Here is a 16569-nt window from a genome sequence, read left to right on the forward strand (position 1 = left end):
CCGAGGAACGGAGACCGGGCGCCATGGGCGAGCAGCACCACGTGAACTTCCCCCAGGAGGTCATCGACGAGTACGCGGCGCTCGGCGTCGACCTCCACGCCCTGTTCTCCGCGGGGCACCTCGGGACGCGCATGGGCGTGGAGATCGTCGAGGCTTCGCCGGACCGGGTGGTCGGGACCATGCCGGTGGAGGGCAACACCCAGCCGTACGGACTGCTGCACGGCGGCGCGTCCGCCGTGCTCGCCGAGACCCTCGGGTCGGTCGGGTCCATGCTGCACGCCGGCAGCTCCAAGATCGCCGTCGGCGTCGACCTGAACTGCACCCACCACCGCGGCGTCCGCTCCGGCAGCGTCACCGGCGTGGCCACACCCGTGCACCGGGGGCGCACCACGGCGACGTACGAGATCATCATCAGCGACGAGGCCGGCAAGCGCGTCTGCACCGCCCGGCTGACCTGCCTCCTGCGGGACGTGAACCCCGGCGACGCGGCCCACGTCCGAACCGCGGACTGACACTCCGTCGACTCACGCCCCGCTTCCGGAACATCCCGGAACGCGGGGCTTTGTCAGCAAACGCCGCACCCCCTTTCCGTGGCGTAACTCTGCGTAATGCGGGCGCAATGGCAAACCCTGGAGTTCCCGCTTCCATTGCGGCCCTGGCGCCCCGCCGACGCACCTCCGAAGAGCACTCAAGTCGCCCGCGGCAACGACTTCACGTCATCACCAAAACGGGAAACACTGCTGAAAAAGCGAGCACACGTCCTGCACGTTCTCACTATGCGGACGGGGCGAATCGGCCTGAATTCCACGCATCCACCCACCGTGTACCGCTCTGCATTACGCCGTGTCATAACAAGAGCGTCACAGCCTTGGTCAGACACTCCTCCACCTTCCCCGCCCGCGCTTAGAGTCACGCCCAGTCACCGCGCCATCGGATTCGAAGTCAATTCGGCCCAGCGCTCGACTCGGCGCGTTCCAGGGGGGACCGCCGTGCCAGGGAAAGGACCTGATTCGTGCGTCAACGTTCGATCATCGCCATCACCGCCGCACTCGCGGCGGGATCGCTGACACTCACCGCCTGTGGATCGCGTGACGACGACGGCAAGAGCAGCAGCGGAGACAAGACCACCGTCGTGATCGGCGTCGACGCCCCGCTCACCGGCGACCTGTCCGCACTTGGTCTCGGCATCAAGAACTCCGCCGACCTCGCCGTCAAAACGGCCAACAAGCAGGAGCTCGTCAAGGGCGTCGAGTTCAAGATCGAGGCCACCGACGACCAGGCCCAGCCCTCCGTCGGCCAGCAGAACGCCCAGAAGTTCATCAGCGACAAGGACGTCCTCGGCGTCGTCGGCCCGCTGAACTCCGGCGTCTCCCAGCAGATGCAGAAGCCGCTCAACGACGCGGGCCTCACCCAGATCTCCCCCGCCAACACCGGCACCGAGCTCACCCAGGGCGACGGCTGGAAGACCGGCAAGTCCGTCCGCCAGTTCAAGACGTTCTTCCGCACCGCCACCACGGACGAGATCCAGGGTGCCTTCGCCGCCGAGTACCTCTACCAGAAGGCCGGCAAGAAGAAGGTCTACCTGATCGACGACCAGAAGACCTACGGCGCCGGCCTCGCCGCCTCCTTCAAGACGAACTTCACCAAGCTCGGTGGCAAGATCGTCGGCAGCGACCACGTCAACCCCGACGACCGCGACTTCAACGCCGTCGTCGCCAAGATCAAGAAGACCGGCGCCGACGCCCTCTACTACGGCGGCGAGTACCCCGCCGCCGCCCCCCTGAGCCAGCAGCTCAAGGACAGCGGCCAGAACATCCCGCTCATGGGCGGCGACGGCATCTACTCCGGCGAGTTCCCCAAGCTCAACAAGAAGGCCGAAGGCGACCTCGCCACCTCCGTCGGCAAGCCCGTCGAACAGCTCCCCTCCGCCAAGGAGTTCATCGCCAACTACAAGAACGCCGGCTACAAGGACGCCTACGAGGCCTACGGCGGCCTCACCTACGACGCGACCTGGGCCATCATCGAGGCCGTCAAGATCGCGGTCGAGGGCAACGACGGCAAGGTCCCGTCCGACGGCCGCAAGGCGGTCCTGGACGCCATGGCCAAGGTCAAGTTCGACGGCGTCACCGGCACCATCTCCTTCGACGAGTTCGGCGACACCACGAACCACATGATGACCGCCTACAAGGTCAAGAACGGTGCGTGGGCGCCCGAGTACAGCGCCGCACCCAACGTCAGCTGAGCGAAGGCCGAGCAACACACCCTCCCCACCTCACGCATTGATCAGGCCGCGCGGGAGTGCCCACCAGCGCTCCCGCGCGGCGCCGTATCCGAACCACTCCCACGGAGGCCCTGCGGTGCACGAACTGCCGCAACAGCTGGCCAATGGACTCATCCTCGGCGCGATGTACGGTCTCATCGCGATCGGTTACACGATGGTCTACGGCATCGTTCAGCTCATCAACTTCGCCCACGGCGAGATCTTCATGGTCGGGGGCTTCGGGGCCCTCACCGTCTGGCTCACCCTCCCCGACGGCTTCGCCCTCGGCGCAGCCATCCCGCTCATGATCCTCGGCGGCGTCATCGTCTCCGTCGCCGTCGCCACCGCAGCCGAGCGCTTCGCCTACCGGCCCCTGCGCACCGCCCCGCGACTGGCACCCCTCATCACCGCCATCGGCCTCTCCATCGTCCTCCAGCAGGCCGTATGGATGTGGTACCCCGACGCCAAGAAGGACCGCCCCTTCCCGCAGTTCGACGGCGGCCCCATCGACGTCCTCGGCGCCAACGTCCAGCGCGGCGACCTCTTCGTCCTCATAGCCGCGCCCCTCTGCATGGTCGCCCTCGGCCTCTTCGTCACCAAGACCCGCTCCGGCCGCGGCATGCAGGCCACCGCCCAGGACCCCGACACCGCCAAGCTCATGGGCATCAACACCGACCGCATCATCGTCATGGCCTTCGCCATCGGCGCCGCGTTCGCCGCCATCGCCGCCGTCGCCTACGGCCTCAAGAACGGCCAGGTCGGCTTCCGCATGGGCTTCCTCATGGGCCTCAAGGCCTTCACCGCCGCCGTCCTCGGCGGCATCGGCAACATCTACGGCGCCATGCTCGGCGGCATCGTCCTCGGCGTCGCCGAATCCCTCGCCACCGGCTACATCGGCGACATCCCCGGCATGGACCTCTTCGGCGGCGGCGCCTGGAAGGACGTATGGGCGTTCGCCCTCCTCATCCTCGTCCTGCTGTTCAGGCCACAAGGCCTGCTCGGCGAACGCGTCGCGGATCGGGCGTGATAACGATGACCACCAACATCCCCACCCAGAAGAACACGGACATCACCAAGTCGCCCACCACACAAGCGACTCCACTGATCCCACTCCCCCCGGCCGCGGCACGCCTCATCACCATCGCCGGCACCGCCGTCGCCCTCGCCGGCACCTTCCTCGCCTGGACCTGGACCAAGGACTTCCCCGGCAACCTCACCGTCACCGGCTACCCCGGCGGCCTCCAGGTACTCACCCTCGTCGGCACCATCCTCACCCTGCTGTTCGCCCTCAGCGGCTACGGCATCAAGGGCCTCGGCTGGCTCACCCCCGGCGGCACCAACAGCCCCGTCCTCGTCCTCACCCTCGGCGTCCTCGGCACCACCGGCTACGCCATCGGCGCCATCGCCCAGGAACTCGGCGGCCTCGTCAACCTCGAACCCGGCGCCTGGGTCTCCGGCATCGGCGCCCTCATCGCCGTCACCGGCGCCCTCGGCCTCCCCGCCGACCGGCCCCACGACGACGGCGACACCCCCAACGCCTGGGGCCGCCTCCGCCACGCCCTCACCGCCCCCGAGCCAGGCCGCACCAAGGACCTCCCCTCCTGGGCCGAGATCCTCATCATCGCCGCGGGCTTCGGCGCCGGCCTCTACGTCTTCGCCTACGGCATCGGCACCGAATACTCCGAGCTGTTCGTCGGCTTCCTCATTATCGCGGCCTTCGGCTTCACCGCCCTCAACCGCGCCGGCCTCCTCAAGCAGCTCTCCGCCCTCACCGCCAAGCACCGCACCGTCACCCTCGCGGCAGCCTTCGCCGCCGCGATCTGCTTCCCCTTCACCCAGACCAACGACCAGTTCGCCCTCATCGGCGCCAACATCCTCATCTTCGCCACGGTCGCCCTCGGCCTCAACGTCGTCGTCGGCCTCGCCGGCCTCCTCGACCTCGGATACGTCGCCTTCCTCGGCGTCGGCGCCTACGCCGCCGCCCTGGTCTCCGGCTCCCCCCAGTCGACCATCGGCGTCCACTTCCCCTTCTGGGCAGCGGTCATCACCGGCGCACTCGCCTCACTGATCTTCGGCGTCGTCATCGGCGCCCCGACCCTGCGGCTACGCGGCGACTACCTCGCCATCGTCACCCTCGGCTTCGGTGAGATCTTCCGCATCACCATGAACAACCTCAACGGCAACAGCGGCCCCGACGTCACCAACGGCTCCACCGGCATCCCGAACATCCCCGACCTGGAGATCTTCGGCTTCAACCTCGGAGTCCCCCACAACGTCCTCGGCCACGAACTGACACGCCCCGGCAACTACTACCTGCTGATGCTGCTGTTCACCGCCGTCATCGTCACCGTCTTCCGACGCTCCGCCGACTCCCGCATCGGCCGCGCCTGGGTCGCCATCCGCGAGGACGAAACCGCCGCCACCGCCATGGGCATCAACGGCTTCCGCCTCAAGCTCCTCGCCTTCGCCCTCGGCGCCTCCCTCGCCGGCCTCGCCGGCACCGTCCAGGCACACGTCTCCTACAGCGTCACCCCCGAGCAGTACCAGTTCGCCGGCTCCGTGCCGCCCAACTCGGCCTTCCTGCTCGCCGCCGTCATCCTCGGAGGAATGGGCACCATCAGCGGGCCGCTCGTGGGCGCCGCACTGCTCTACCTCATCCCCGCCAAGCTCCAGTTCATGGCGGAATACCAGCTGCTCCTCTTCGGCATCGCGCTCATGCTCCTCATGCGCTTCCGCCCCGAAGGCCTCGTCGCCGACCGCAGGAAGCAGCTCGAATTCCACGAGACCGGACAGCTCGACGTACCCGACGACAAGGGCCTGCCCGAGACCGCCACCGGCGTCGCCAAGGCAGGGGCGTGACCTCGATGACCACCACCACAACCACCACGACCACCACGGTCCTCGACGCCACCGGCGTCACCATGCAGTTCGGCGGCCTCACCGCCGTACGCTCCGTCGACCTCACCGTCGGCAGCGGCGAGATCGTCGGACTCATCGGCCCCAACGGCGCCGGAAAAACAACCTTCTTCAACTGCCTCACGGGCCTCTACGTCCCCACCACCGGCACCGTCAGCTACAAGGGCACAGTCCTCCCGCCCAAACCCCACCTGGTCACCCAGGCCGGCATCGCCCGCACCTTCCAGAACATCCGGCTCTTCGCCAACATGACCGTCCTGGAAAACGTGCTCGTCGGACGCCACACCCGCACCAACGAAGGCCTCTGGTCCGCACTGCTGCGCCTGCCCAGCTTCAAGAAGGCCGAAGAAGCCTCCCGCGAACGAGCCATGGAACTCCTCGAGTTCGCCGGCCTCGCCGCCAAGGCCGACCACCTCGCCCGCAACCTCCCCTACGGCGAACAGCGCAAGCTGGAGATCGCCCGAGCGCTCGCCAGCGAACCCGGTCTGCTCCTGCTGGACGAACCCACCGCCGGCATGAACCCCCAGGAGACCAGGGCAGCCGAAGACCTGATCTTCGCCATCCGCGACAAGGGCATCGCCGTCCTCGTCATCGAGCACGACATCCGGTTCATCATGAACCTCTGCGACCGCGTCGCCGTGCTCGTCCAGGGCGAGAAGATCGTCGAAGGACCCGCCGAGGTCGTCCAGGCCGACGAACGCGTCATCGCCGCCTACCTCGGCACCCCCTTCGAAGGCGCACCCGGCGCGGAGGAAGCGGCGGAGGTCGAAGCAGCGGAAGAAGCAGCCGAGGCCGCGGAGGCGCCCAGCACCACAGAAGGAGACGAGAAGTGACCGCACTGCTCGAGGTCGAGGACCTCCGGGTCGCCTACGGCAAGATCGAGGCGGTCAAGGGCATCTCCTTCAAGGTCGACGCGGGCGAGGTCGTCACCCTCATCGGCACCAACGGCGCCGGCAAGACCACCACCCTGCGCACCCTGTCCGGCCTCCTCCAGCCCCTCGGCGGCCAGATCAAGTTCGACGGCAAAGTCCTCAACAAGATCCCCGCCCACAAGATCGTCGCGCTCGGACTGGCCCACTCCCCCGAAGGCCGGCACATCTTCCCCCGCATGACGATCGAGGACAACCTCCGCCTCGGCGCCTTCCTCCGCGACGACAAGGACGGCATCGAGAAGGACATCGCCCGCGCCTACGACCTCTTCCCCATCCTCGGGGAACGCCGCAAGCAGGCAGCAGGCACCCTCTCCGGCGGCGAACAGCAGATGCTCGCCATGGGCCGCGCGCTCATGTCCCGCCCCAAGCTGCTCATGCTCGACGAGCCCTCCATGGGCCTCTCCCCGATCATGATGCAGAAGATCATGGCCACCATCCAGGAACTCAAGTCCCAGGGCACCACCATCCTGCTCATCGAGCAGAACGCCCAGGCGGCCCTCTCCCTGGCCGACCATGGCCACGTCATGGAGGTCGGCAAGATCGTCCTCTCCGGCACGGGACAGGACCTGCTGCACGACGAGTCCGTACGGAAGGCGTACCTCGGCGAGGACTGAGTGCTTCGCTGATACGCCTGAGGCCCGCACCCCACTTCTCCGGGGGCGCGGGCCTCAGTCGTGACTGTCTCCGGGCCTCAGCCCTTGCCGGCCTTCTTCTCGTCCGCGTCCAGAATGACCGCCTCAGCAACCTGCTGCATCGACATGCGCCGGTCCATCGACGTCTTCTGGATCCACCGGAACGCGGCCGGCTCCGTCAGCCCGTACTCCGTCTGAAGGATCGACTTCGCCCGGTCCACCAGCTTGCGGGTCTCCAACCGCTGGGTGAGGTCGGCGACCTCGTTCTCCAGCTCCTTCAGCTCCGTGAACCGCGAGACGGCCATCTCGATCGCCGGCACGACGTCACTCTTGCTGAACGGCTTCACCAGGTATGCCATCGCACCGGCGTCCCTCGCACGCTCGACGAGGTCGCGCTGCGAGAAGGCGGTGAGCATCAGCACGGGGGCGATGCGCTCCTCGGCGATCTTCTCGGCCGCGGAGATCCCGTCCAGTTTCGGCATCTTCACGTCGAGGATCACGAGGTCCGGCCGGTGCTCGCGCGCCAGCTCGATGGCCTGCTCGCCATCACCCGCTTCGCCGACCACCGAGTACCCCTCCTCCTCCAGCATCTCTTTGAGATCCAGCCGGATCAGGGCCTCGTCCTCGGCGATGACGACACGGGTCGTCAGCGGAGGCACGTGCGACTTGTCGTCGTCGGGCGCGTCTTCGGGCTGGGGCGACTCGGGGGAGGTCACGGGGGCTCCTTGTTGGGGCAGGGGTGGTGCTGACAAGAGCGTACCTAGCTGCGGTAAGGTGGGGGCACGGCGGGTGACCGCTGACCTTCATATTGAAGGGGCCCCGGTAGCCCAGCGGTAGAGGCCATGGATTCAAAACCCATACAGCGTCGGTTCGAATCCGACTCGGGGCACTTTTCCTTGGATTCCCAGGGTGCCATCAGAAAGCGGATGTTCCCGTTCTCGTGAACATCCGCTTTTTGCTGCGTGTCGTCGCGATCACTCTCCCAGAGTGGGCGCATGTACGACGTCAGCACACGCAAGCAGGCACTCGCCCTGGTTTCACAGGGTCGCAGCTTGAACTCGGTGAGCAAAGAGACGGGTATCTCCCGCTCGGCGATCAGCCGTTGGCTGGTCCGGATCGACCCCCTTGAGCGAACCCCGCCCTGCTTCCGATGTCGAGACACGCCGGGAATGCCGGAAGACACCGCAGCGTATGCGTACCTCTTGGGCCTCTACCTCGGTGATGGCTACATCATCTCCAAACCGAGGCAGCACTATCTGATGATCACATGCACGGCTTCATGGCCCGGCCTGATCGATGCCGCCGAAGCTGCGATGCGCGGAGTCCTGCCCTGGCCCAACGTCACCCGCCTTCAACGGGCTGGATGCGTTGACGTCAAGTCATTCACCAAACACTGGACCTGCGTCTTCCCCCAACACGGCCCAGGCAAGAAGCACGAGCGCCGCATCGCCCTCGAACCCTGGCAACAAGTCATCACCGATGCGGACCCCTGGGAATTCATCCGCGGCCTCATCCACTCCGACGGATGCCGCCTCACCAACTGGACCACCCGAATGGTCCGCGGCGAACGCAAGCGCTACGAATACCCGCGCTACTTCTTCACCAACGTCTCCGACGACATCCGCAGCCTCTACACCGACACCCTCGACAAGGTCGGCATCGAGTGGACGCTCTGCACCCGTCACGGCAACCCGTACAACATCTCCGTCGCCCAGAAGGCGTCCGTCGCCCTACTCGACACCCACGTAGGCCCCAAACACTGACCCACTCCCCTACTTGTCGTCCTCCCCGATGTGATGCACCCGCACCATGTTGGTCGACCCCGACACCCCGGGAGGCGAACCGGCCGTAATCACCACCACGTCGCCCCGCTCGCACCGCCCGTACTGCAACAGCAGCTCATCCACCTGGTCCACCATCGCGTCCGTCGAGTCAGCCTCCGGGATCAGGAACGTCTCCACGCCCCACGTCAGGTTCAGCTGGGAGCGGGTCGCCGGCTCGGGAGTGACGGCGAGGAGGGGGATCGGGGAGCGGTAGCGGGACAGGCGGCGGGCTGTGTCGCCGGACTGGGTGAAGGCGACCAGGTACTTGGCGTCGAGGAAGTCGCCGATCTCGGCCGCCGCCCGGGCGACCGCGCCGCCCTGGGTGCGGGGCTTGTTGCTGTCGGTCAGGGGCGGGAGGCCCTTGGCCAGCATGTCCTCCTCCGCAGCCTCGACGATCTTCGCCATCGTGCGGACCGTGTCGACCGCGTGCTTGCCGACGCTCGTCTCGCCGGACAGCATCACCGCGTCCGTGCCGTCGATGACCGCGTTGGCGACGTCGCTCGCCTCGGCCCGCGTCGGGCGGGCGTTGTCGATCATGGAGTCCAGCATCTGCGTGGCGACGATCACCGGCTTGGCGTTCCGCTTCGCCAGCTTGATCGCGCGCTTCTGGACGAGCGGGACCTGCTCCAGCGGCATCTCGACGCCCAGGTCGCCCCGCGCGACCATGATGCCGTCGAAGCACGCCACGATGTCGTCGATCGCGTCGACCGCCTGCGGTTTCTCCACTTTGGCGATGACGGGCAGCCTGCGCCCTTCCGCGTCCATGATGCGGTGGACGTCCTCGATGTCCTTGCCGCTGCGGACGAAGGACAGGGCGATGATGTCGCAGCCCATGTGGAGGGCCCAGCGGAGGTCTTCCTTGTCCTTGCCGGAGAGGGCGGGGACGTTCACCGCGACGCCGGGGAGGTTGAGGCCCTTGTGGTCGGAGATCACGCCGCCTTCGATGACCTTCGTGTGGACGCGGGGGCCGTCGACCGAGGTGACCTCAAGGCAGACCTTGCCGTCGTCGACGAGGATGCGTTCACCCTCGGTGACATCGTCGGCCAGGCCGGAATACGTCGTTCCGCAGATGTTGCCGTCGCCCTTCACGCCCTCCTCGACCGTGATGGTGAAGGTGTCGTCGCGTTCGAGAAGTACGGGGCCTTCGGTGAAGCTGCCGAGTCGGATCTTCGGTCCCTGAAGGTCGGCGAGGATTCCGACGCTGCGGCCGGTTTCGTCGGAGGCCTTGCGGACCCGTCGGTAGCGCTCCTCGTGCTCGGCGTGGCTGCCGTGGCTGAGGTTGAAGCGGGCTACGTCCATTCCCGCGTCGACCAGGGCTTTGATCTGGTCGTAGGAGTCGGTGGCGGGGCCCAGGGTGCAGACGATTTTTGCTCGGCGCATGTTTCGAGCTTATGACTTACCGGCGGGTAGGGAATTGGCGGCGAATGTCTGCTCAACAACCTTTGGGCAAAGGGTAGTTGACAAGTGTTGAATTGTGCGACGAGGTGCTCCTGTGAGCATCCGATCATCGATCGGTGCGCATCACAATTTCGGGGGCGCCATGGTGAATCGCGCGTTGATCGCCGCCTGGACGCGTTGACGCTGAGGTTCGAGGTCCAGGGGTGCGGCGGTCTCTTCCGCGGCTCCCGCGGACATGGAGCGCATACGGGCGCCGCCGGGTGCCGCCGGATACGCCGGCCTCGGGGCCTCCGCTCCGATGTCGGCGAGTTCGACGAGGGCGGCCAGTGAGGTGCCGAGGGCCTCGGCGTATTCGCGTGCGCGCTGGACGGCTTCGCGTACGGCTTGCTGGCGGGCCTTGCGGTGGGCGGGTGAGCCGGGGCGCAGGGACCACCAGGGGCCGGTGACGCGGGTGAGGTCGAGGTCGGCGAGGCGGGTGGTGAGTTCGCCGAGGGCGGTGAAGTCGGTGAGTTCGGCGGTGATGTGGACGCTGCCGTGGTAGGTGCGGATGTGTTCGCCGCGGCCGCGTTTGGCGAGTTCGGGGGTGATGGAGAAGGCGCCGGTCTCCAGGCGTTCGACGGCGTCTCCGTAGGACTTGACGAGGTCGAGGGCGGTGGCGTTGCGGTGGGTGAGGTCGTCGAGGGCGGAGCGGCGGTCGCGGCCGCGGGCGGCGACGGTGATGCCGATGCGGGCGATCTCGGGGTCGACTTCGAGGTGGGCCTCGCCGCGGACGGCGATGCGGGGTGCGTCGGGGGTGCCGTAGGGGACGTGGGTGGGTTCGTCGGGCGAGGTCATACGCCCCACTCTGTCATGTCTTCGCTGGTTAGCGGCTTGTGGTTGGTGGATTCGGTCACCAATTCGAAACCTTGTGGATCTGTTGCGCTCCGTCATGTCCGGGTCAGAATCTACGCGCGTCGTTGACCTATCCCCGAGGAGAACCAGACATGCCGTTGAACCGCCGGAAGTTCCTGAAGAAGTCGGCCGTCACGGGGGCGGGGGTGGCGGTCGCTGGTGCGGCGGCGGCTCCGGCGGCGCAGGCGGCTCCCGCCAAGCCCGCGATGCCCTCGAAGCCCTCGAAGCCCTCGAAGCCCTCGAAGCGGTACGCGTTCACCGTGATGGGCACAACCGACCTGCACGGCAACGTCTTCAACTGGGACTACTTCACGGACAAGGAGTTCGACGACAAGGCGCACAACGACGTCGGTCTGGCGAAGATCTCGACCCTGGTGAACCAGATCCGCGAGGAGAAGGGCCGCCGCAACACGCTGCTCATCGACGCCGGCGACACGATCCAGGGCACGCAGTTGTCGTACTACTACGCGAAGGTCGACCCGATCACCGCCAAGGGCGGTCCGGTGCACCCGATGGCGCAGGCCATGAACGCGATCGGCTACGACGCCGCCGCGCTCGGCAACCACGAGTTCAACTACGGCATTCCGGTGCTGCGCAAGTTCGAGGAGCAGTGTCGTTTCCCGCTGCTGGGCGCGAACGCGCTGGACGCGAAGACGCTGCGGCCGGCGTTCGCGCCGTACAGCATGCACCGGCTGTGCACGCCGTTCGGGCGGGACGTGAAGGTGGCGGTGCTGGGGCTGACGAACCCGGGCATCGCGATCTGGGACAAGGCGAACGTGCAGGGGAAGATGACGTTCCCGGGTCTGGAGGAGCAGGCGGCGAAGTGGGTGCCGAAGCTGCGTTCGATGGGTGCGGACGTGGTGATCGTGTCGGCGCACAGTGGTTCGTCCGGCACGTCGTCGTACGGTGACCAGCTGCCGTACATCGAGAACGCGGCGGGTCTGGTGGCGGAGCAGGTGCCGGGGATCGACGCGATCCTGGTCGGGCACGCGCACACGGAGATCCCGGAGTACTTCGTCGCCAACAAGGAGACGGGCAAGCAGGTCGTGCTGTCGGAGCCGCTGAAGTGGGGGCAGCGGCTGACGCTGTTCGACTTCGAGCTGGTGTGGGTCAAGGGCCACTGGGCGGTCGAGAAGGTGGGCGCGCGGGTCCTGAACTCCAACACGGTGGAGGAGGACCCGAAGATCACGAAGCTGCTCGGTGACGAGCACACGAAGGTCGTGGCGTACGTCAACCAGGTGATCGGTACGAACACCGCCGAGATGACCTCGGTGGAGGCTCCGTACAAGGACGTGCCGATCATCGACCTGATCAACCACATCCAGGCCGACACGGTGAAGCAGGCGCTGGCGGGTACGGAGTACGCGTCGTTGCCGGTGCTGTCGCAGGCGGCGGCGTTCTCGCGGAGCGCGGTGATTCCGGCGGGGCAGGTCACGATCCGGGATGTGGCGGGTCTGTATGTCTTCGAGAACACGCTGGAGGCGCGTCTGATGACGGGTGCGCAGATGAAGGCGTATCTCGAGTTCTCGGCGAACTACTACGTGCGGACGGCGCCGGACGTGGTGGTCGACCCGGCGCAGCTGACGAACGCGAACGGTACGCCGGATTACAACTACGACGTGGTGAGCGGTCTGACGTACGAGATCGACATCGCGAAGCCGGCGGGTTCGCGGGTGACGGACGTGCGGTTCGAGGGGGCGCCGCTGGCGGACGACCGGCAGTTCGTGTTCGCGGTGAACAACTACCGGGCCAATGGGGGTGGGAACTTCCCGCATGTCGCCGCGGCGAAGGTGCTGTGGTCGAACTCGGACGAGATCCGTAACACGATGATCGCCTGGGTGAAGGCGAAGGGGTCGATCGATCCGGCCTTGTTCGCGTCGGTGGACTGGAAGCTGACGCGTAACGGTACGCCGGTCTTCTAGCCGTCCGTGGAGCCGCCTCGTCCCTCGCGACGGGGCGGCTCCGGTGTTTCTGGCCGGCTAGCGTCCGTCGACGAGGGGGATGAGGGTGCGGGGCTGTCGGGCTCGGGGGACCTGGGGTTGGGGTTGTTCGAGTCCGAAGGTGGTGAAGGCGGTTCGGGTGGGGAGGGGGTAGGTCTCCTTGCCGGTGAGGGTGTTGAGGATGGTGGCGCTGCGCCAGGCGGCGAGGCCGAGGTCGGGTGTGCCCACGCCGTGGGTGTGGAGTTCGGCGTTCTGGACGTAGACGGCGCCGGTGATGGAGGGGTCGAGGACGAGGCGGTGGTGCTCGTCGACGCGTGGGCGTCCGCTGCTGTCGCGGCGCAGGTAGGGGTCGAGGCCGGCGAGGATGCGGTCGAGGGGGCGTTGGCGGTGGCCGGTGGCGAGGACGACGGCGTCGGTGGTGAGGCGGCTGCGGGTGTTCTGCTGGGGGTGTTCGAGGTGGAGTTCGATCTTGGTGGTGGCGATGCGGCCGGCGGTGCGGACCTGGACGCCGGGGGTGAGGGTGGCGTCGGGCCAGCCGCCGTGCAGGGTGCGGCGGTAGAGCTCGTCGTGGATGGCGGTGATGGTGTCGGCGCTGATGCCCTTGTGGAGTTGCCATTGGGCGGCGGTGAGGCGGTCGCGGACGGGTTCGGTGAGGGCGTGGAAGTAGCGGGTGTAGTCGGGGGTGAAGTGCTCCAGGCCGAGCTTGGAGTTCTCCATGGGGGCGAAGGATTCGGTGCGGCCGATCCAGTGGAGGTTTTCGTGGCCGGGGGTGCGGTGGCGCAGGAGGTCGAGGAAGACCTCGGCGCCGGACTGTCCGGAGCCGATGACGGTGACGTGGCCGGCGGCGAGGAGGGTGGCGCGGTGGGTGAGGTAGTCGCAGGCGTGGACGACGGGGACGCCGGGGGTGTCGACGAGGGGGCGTAGTGGGTCGGGGATGTGGGGTTCGGTGCCGATGCCGAGGACGATGTTGCGGGTGTGGGTGCGGCCGAGTGCTTCGGCTTCTCCGTCGGTGTCGAGTTGGGTGTGATCGACTTCGAAGATGTCGCGTTCGGGGTTCCAGCGGACGGCGTCGACCTGGTGGCGGAAGTGGAGTCCGGGGAGGCTGGCGGCGACCCAGCGGCAGTAGGCGTCGTATTCGGCGCGGTGGATGTGGAAGCGTTCGGAGATGTAGAAGGGGAAGAGTCGGTCGCGGGTTTTGAGGTGGTTGAGGAAGGTCCAGGGGCTGGTGGGGTCGGCGAGGGTGACGAGGTCGGCGAGGAAGGGGACTTGGAGGGTGGTGCCGTCGATGAGCAGGCCGGGGTGCCAGTCGAAGCGGGGGCGTTGTTCGTAGAAGACGGCGTCGACTTCGGTGAGGGGGTGGGCGAGGGCGGCGAGGGAGAGGTTGAAGGGGCCGAGGCCGATGCCGACGAGGTCGCGGGGGGTGCCTGGGGCTGGGTGGGGTGGCGTGCTCATGCGGGGGTGTGTCCTTCTACCAGGGTGAGGAGGGTGGCCAGGTCGTCCGGCCGGGTGTGGGGGTTGAGGAGGGTGGCTTTGAGCCAGAGTCGGCCGTCGAGGCGGGCGCGGCCGAGGACGGCCCGGCCGTCGGTGAGGAGGGTGCGGCGTACGGCGGCGACGGCGTCGTCGGTGGCGGCGGCGGGGCGGAAGAGGACCGTGCTGAGGGTGGGCCGGTCGCGGAGTTCGAAGGCGGGGTGGGCGGCGACGAGGTCGGCGAGTGTGTGGGCGTGGGCGCAGACGTGGTCGACGAGGGTGCCGAGTTGGGTGCGGCCGAGGGTTTTGAGGGTGGCGGCGATCTTGAGGATGTCGGGGCGGCGGCTGGTGCGGGTGGAGCGGCCGAGGAGGTCGGGGAGGCCGGCGTCGGTGTCGTCGTCGGCGTTGAGGTAGTCGGTGCGGTGGTGCAGGGCGGTGAGGTCGTGGGGGTCGCGGACCGCGAGGAGTCCGGCGGCTACCGGTTGCCAGCCGATCTTGTGGAGGTCGAGTCCGACGGTGTGGGCGGTGTCGAGTCCGGTGAGTTTGTGGCGGTGGCGGGTGCTGAGGAGGAGTCCTCCTCCGTAGGCGGCGTCGATGTGGAGGCGGGCGTGGTGGGTGGCGCAGAGGGCGGCGATGTCGGGGAGGGGGTCGATGAGGCCAGCGTCGGTGGTGCCCGCGGTGGCGGCGACGAGGACGGGGCCGTGGTGGTGGGTGAGGGTGTCGTCGAGGGTGGTGGGGTCGAGGGTGCCGGTGGGGGTGGGCACGATGACGGGGTCGGGCAGGCCGAGGAGCCAGGCAGCGCGGGGCAGGGAGTGGTGGGCGTTGGCGCCGCAGACGAGTCGGAGGTCGGTGCCGTGTGTTTCTCGGGCGAGGAGGAGGGCGAGTTGGTTGGACTCGGTGGCGCCGGTGGTGACGAGGGCGTCGCCGGCCTTGTCCTGGCCGTAGATCTCCGCGGCGAGTGCTCTGGTGACGAGTGCCTCGAGTTCCGAGGCGGCCGGGGCCTGGTCCCATGAGTCGAGGGAGGGGTTGAGGGCGGAGGCGGCGAGGTCGGCGGCGGTGGCGACGGCGAGGGGCGGGCAGTGGAGGTGTGCGGCGCACAGGGGGTGGGCGGGGTCGGCGGCGCCTTCGGCGAGGGTGTGGACGAGGGTGCGCAGGGCGTCGGGGTCGCCGGTGTCGGGCAGTACGTCGCCGACGGCGGCCCGGACGCGTGCGGCGACGGTGTGCGGGCCGCCGACGGGGAGGGGTCCCCCGCGGGTGCGGGTGCCGCTGGCGAGGGCGTCGAGGACGGTGTCGAGCAAGGGCCGCAGTGCGCCGGGGCCTTGGGGGCCTGAGGCGAGGGGCGGCGTGTGCATGGGGTTTCTCTCCGGGGCGTCACGGTGGAGTCCCAGCTTGTACCCGGATGCTCCAACACGCCCGAAAAGAGCGGCGATCAGAACCCGAAAGAGGGTATGTCCCGCCGGGGTCGCCTGGAGTTCAGGCCGCCCGGAAGTCGTCCGCGTGGTCGGTGGACCAGGTGGCGAAGGTGCGTGCGGGGGCGCCGGTGAGGTCCTCGACGGTGGTGGTGATCTCGGGAGGTACGCCGACGGTGGCGGCGAAGGACGCCACGAGGGCCTGCACCATGGCGGGCGGTACGTTCGGGAAGAGTTCCGGGCCGGCGTCCTGCGGCGGTATCTCGATGAAGCGCAGGTCGCGGCCGAGGGCCCGGCCGATCGCGTCGATCTGCTCGGCGTTGGTGGTGGCCTCGGGGCCGGTGAGGCGGTGGACGGCGCCGGTGTGGCCGTCGTCGAGGAGGGCGCGTTCGGCGACGGCGGCGATGTCGTCCTCGTGGATGGGCGCGGAGAGTCCGTCCGCGAAGATTCCGCGGACGGTGTCCCCGGCGCGGGTCTGGGGGGCCCATTGGAGGGCGTTGGTGGAGAAGGCGTTGGGGCGCAGGAAGGTCCACTCCAGGCCGCTGTCGCGCAGTCGCCGTTCGACGGTGGCGTGCATCACGTGGATGGGGTGGGTCTCGTCGGCGCCGTCCTGGATGATCCCGGAGGACAGCAGGACGACGTGGCGTACGCCGGCCGCGCGGGCCGCGTCCAGGAGGTCGGCCGCCTGGACGTAGAGGAAGAGCTTGGTCACGCCCTGGAAGGGGGCGGTGGGGTCGTCGTGGTGGAGCGGCACGACCTCGGCGGTGTCGGGCAGGTCGGCGCGCCGGGGGTCGCGGGTCAGCGCGCGTACGGGCCGGCCGGCGGCGGTGAGCCGTTCGACGAGGGCGCGGCCGACGTTTCCGGTGGCGCCGGTCACTGCGATCACGGGGTTTCCTCCGAT

Annotated in this window: 14 protein-coding genes and 1 tRNA gene; 9 read left to right on the top strand and 6 right to left on the bottom strand. The window is 68.2% G+C overall.

Annotation, left to right across the window (positions count from 1 at the left end):
- Nucleotides 1–23 precede the first annotated feature (23 nt).
- The 6 genes from IG99_RS01335 (at nt 24) to IG99_RS01360 (ending at nt 6722) form a co-directional block, all read left to right on the top strand.
- Nucleotides 24–512 carry a PaaI family thioesterase gene (locus tag IG99_RS01335; protein ID WP_037668700.1) on the top strand — a complete coding sequence of 163 codons (489 nt, stop codon included), beginning with the start codon at nt 24–26 and terminating at the stop codon, nt 510–512.
- A 500-nt stretch (nt 513–1012) separates the two neighbouring features.
- Nucleotides 1013–2242, top strand: coding sequence for a branched-chain amino acid ABC transporter substrate-binding protein (locus IG99_RS01340; RefSeq protein WP_394297954.1), 1230 nt, complete (start codon nt 1013–1015; stop codon nt 2240–2242).
- Nucleotides 2243–2357: 115 nt separating this feature from the next.
- Nucleotides 2358–3287, top strand: a complete 930-nt coding sequence (locus tag IG99_RS01345; protein ID WP_037668701.1) for a branched-chain amino acid ABC transporter permease — start codon at nt 2358–2360, stop codon at nt 3285–3287.
- A 5-nt stretch (nt 3288–3292) separates the two neighbouring features.
- A complete protein-coding gene (locus IG99_RS01350; RefSeq protein WP_078947479.1) occupies nt 3293–5119 on the top strand; it encodes a branched-chain amino acid ABC transporter permease in 1827 nt (608 codons plus the stop codon).
- 5 nt (nt 5120–5124) lie between these two features.
- Nucleotides 5125–6009, top strand: a complete 885-nt coding sequence (locus tag IG99_RS01355) for an ABC transporter ATP-binding protein (protein ID WP_199815432.1) — start codon at nt 5125–5127, stop codon at nt 6007–6009.
- Nucleotides 6006–6722, top strand: a complete 717-nt coding sequence (locus IG99_RS01360) for an ABC transporter ATP-binding protein (protein ID WP_037668703.1) — start codon at nt 6006–6008, stop codon at nt 6720–6722. Before IG99_RS01355 ends, IG99_RS01360 begins: the two co-directional genes overlap by 4 nt.
- A gap of 77 nt (nt 6723–6799) precedes the next feature.
- Here the strand turns inward: IG99_RS01360 and IG99_RS01365 are convergent, their stop codons facing one another.
- Nucleotides 6800–7456 (bottom strand): ANTAR domain-containing response regulator, encoded by a 657-nt coding sequence (locus IG99_RS01365; RefSeq protein ID WP_037668704.1) that lies wholly within the window; start codon nt 7454–7456, stop codon nt 6800–6802.
- A 100-nt stretch (nt 7457–7556) separates the two neighbouring features.
- On the opposite strand from IG99_RS01365, the gene IG99_RS01370 reads away from it, so the two are divergent.
- Nucleotides 7557–7629 (top strand) — tRNA-Leu (locus IG99_RS01370).
- 106 nt (nt 7630–7735) lie between these two features.
- Nucleotides 7736–8503 carry a helix-turn-helix domain-containing protein gene (locus IG99_RS01375; RefSeq protein WP_037668706.1) on the top strand — a complete coding sequence of 256 codons (768 nt, stop codon included), beginning with the start codon at nt 7736–7738 and terminating at the stop codon, nt 8501–8503.
- A 9-nt stretch (nt 8504–8512) separates the two neighbouring features.
- On the opposite strand, the gene pyk is transcribed toward IG99_RS01375, so the two are convergent.
- Entirely contained in the window at nt 8513–9943 is a 1431-nt protein-coding gene (gene pyk, locus IG99_RS01380; protein ID WP_037668709.1) for a pyruvate kinase, read from the bottom strand.
- 141 nt (nt 9944–10084) lie between these two features.
- A complete protein-coding gene (locus IG99_RS01385; protein WP_037668710.1) occupies nt 10085–10795 on the bottom strand; it encodes an SIMPL domain-containing protein in 711 nt (236 codons plus the stop codon).
- Between the two features lie 149 nt (nt 10796–10944).
- On the opposite strand from IG99_RS01385, the gene IG99_RS01390 reads away from it, so the two are divergent.
- The gene (locus tag IG99_RS01390) at nt 10945–12774 is read left to right on the top strand and encodes a bifunctional metallophosphatase/5'-nucleotidase (RefSeq protein ID WP_037668712.1); all 1830 of its coding nucleotides are present in this window, start codon (nt 10945–10947) and stop codon (nt 12772–12774) included.
- A 57-nt stretch (nt 12775–12831) separates the two neighbouring features.
- Here the strand turns inward: IG99_RS01390 and IG99_RS01395 are convergent, their stop codons facing one another.
- The 3 genes from IG99_RS01395 to IG99_RS01405 form a co-directional block, all read right to left on the bottom strand.
- Nucleotides 12832–14244, bottom strand: a complete 1413-nt coding sequence (locus IG99_RS01395; RefSeq protein ID WP_037668714.1) for a lysine N(6)-hydroxylase/L-ornithine N(5)-oxygenase family protein — start codon at nt 14242–14244, stop codon at nt 12832–12834.
- Nucleotides 14241–15611, bottom strand: a complete 1371-nt coding sequence (locus IG99_RS01400; protein WP_037668716.1) for a pyridoxal phosphate-dependent decarboxylase family protein — start codon at nt 15609–15611, stop codon at nt 14241–14243. Before IG99_RS01400 ends, IG99_RS01395 begins: the two co-directional genes overlap by 4 nt.
- A gap of 121 nt (nt 15612–15732) precedes the next feature.
- Nucleotides 15733–16554, bottom strand: a complete 822-nt coding sequence (locus IG99_RS01405) for an NmrA family NAD(P)-binding protein (protein WP_037668718.1) — start codon at nt 16552–16554, stop codon at nt 15733–15735.
- Nucleotides 16555–16569 lie beyond the last annotated feature (15 nt).

Source organism: Streptomyces griseus subsp. griseus, from assembly GCF_000720255.1.
Classification (GTDB): domain Bacteria; phylum Actinomycetota; class Actinomycetes; order Streptomycetales; family Streptomycetaceae; genus Streptomyces; species Streptomyces griseus_I.